General features: G+C 44.3%; 2 protein-coding genes. One reads left to right on the top strand and one right to left on the bottom strand.

Annotated features, from left to right (window positions below; genetic code table 11):
- Nucleotides 1-452 (bottom strand): IS200/IS605 family transposase (gene tnpA / locus ACLUXO_RS10160; RefSeq protein WP_412137445.1); only part of this gene is annotated, 452 nt, incomplete at its 3' end.
- Between the two features lie 107 nt (nt 453-559).
- On the opposite strand from tnpA, the gene ACLUXO_RS10155 reads away from it, so the two are divergent.
- Nucleotides 560-960, top strand: a 401-nt coding sequence (locus ACLUXO_RS10155) for a helix-turn-helix domain-containing protein (protein ID WP_412137444.1), incomplete at its 3' end; no start/stop codon positions are given.

Raw genomic sequence — 960 nt, 5'->3', positions numbered from 1 at the left:
TGGGTGGATGGATAGGGCTTGCCGTCCTTTTTTGCGTTATAGGTCTGATCATTGATGTATCTTTCCACGGTGTCCTTAGACATGTTTCCAACGGTTCCGATATAGTAGCTTGATGACCACAAGTGACCGCCCCAGCATTTCTTTTCTCTAATATCCGGATGATCGCGCAGATACATATATCCGGTAGATCCTTTGAGGGCTTTGACCACATCGCTGATAGATTTTGACGGCCTGAAAGATATCATGGCATGAACGTGATCCGGCATGACCTCCAGTTTTTCGATGGTGATGTCATTGTTCTTCGCTGTGTCAGTGATCATTTTCTTCATTTCATCTGCTAGTTCTTTAGTCGTAAATATTTGATTGCGGTACTTGGTACACCAGATCAGATGATAATGGCAGTTGTAAACGTAGCGCTGAGCGTATACTGCATCTTTGATTTTGTCGGTCATTGCAATTCTCTCCTTCTTCGATGAATAATGACATTAAGCCACTTAAAAATAGCCCATTGAGTAATGGGCAGTGTTATAATTATAGCATAAGAATCGAGGTGAGAAAGATGACCAAAAAGAAGAAAAAAGTCGCTGCCAAAGATAAAAAGAAGGCCGACGAGGAAGAAGATGAAAAGAAGCGCAAGACCCTAATGATCCCGATGTCAGAGCTGCCATACCATCTTGGCATCAAGATGCGGATCTATCCAAGCAATGAGCAAAAACGGCTGATTGCCATCAACAGCGGCATCAGCCGATCCGTCTACAACAAGCTGATTGCCATCAATTCTGAGCTGAACCAGCTCAAGAAAGTCAACGTCTATGTTAAGCAGGTAGCTGACAGGATCGAGGCACTTGAGGAACGCAAAAGCAAGCTTTCCAAGTACTACTTCTACATGGATTCAGAAGACGTGGACAGCTTGACTATTGCTCAGGCAAAGCGCTGCTATGGGGCGGCATGGAACATGTA

The organism is Lactobacillus delbrueckii subsp. bulgaricus (assembly GCF_046938665.1).
GTDB lineage: Bacteria > Bacillota > Bacilli > Lactobacillales > Lactobacillaceae > Lactobacillus > Lactobacillus delbrueckii_C.
The sequence above is the reverse complement of the archived record's forward strand: the minus strand, read 5'-3'. Positions and strand labels throughout refer to the sequence as shown.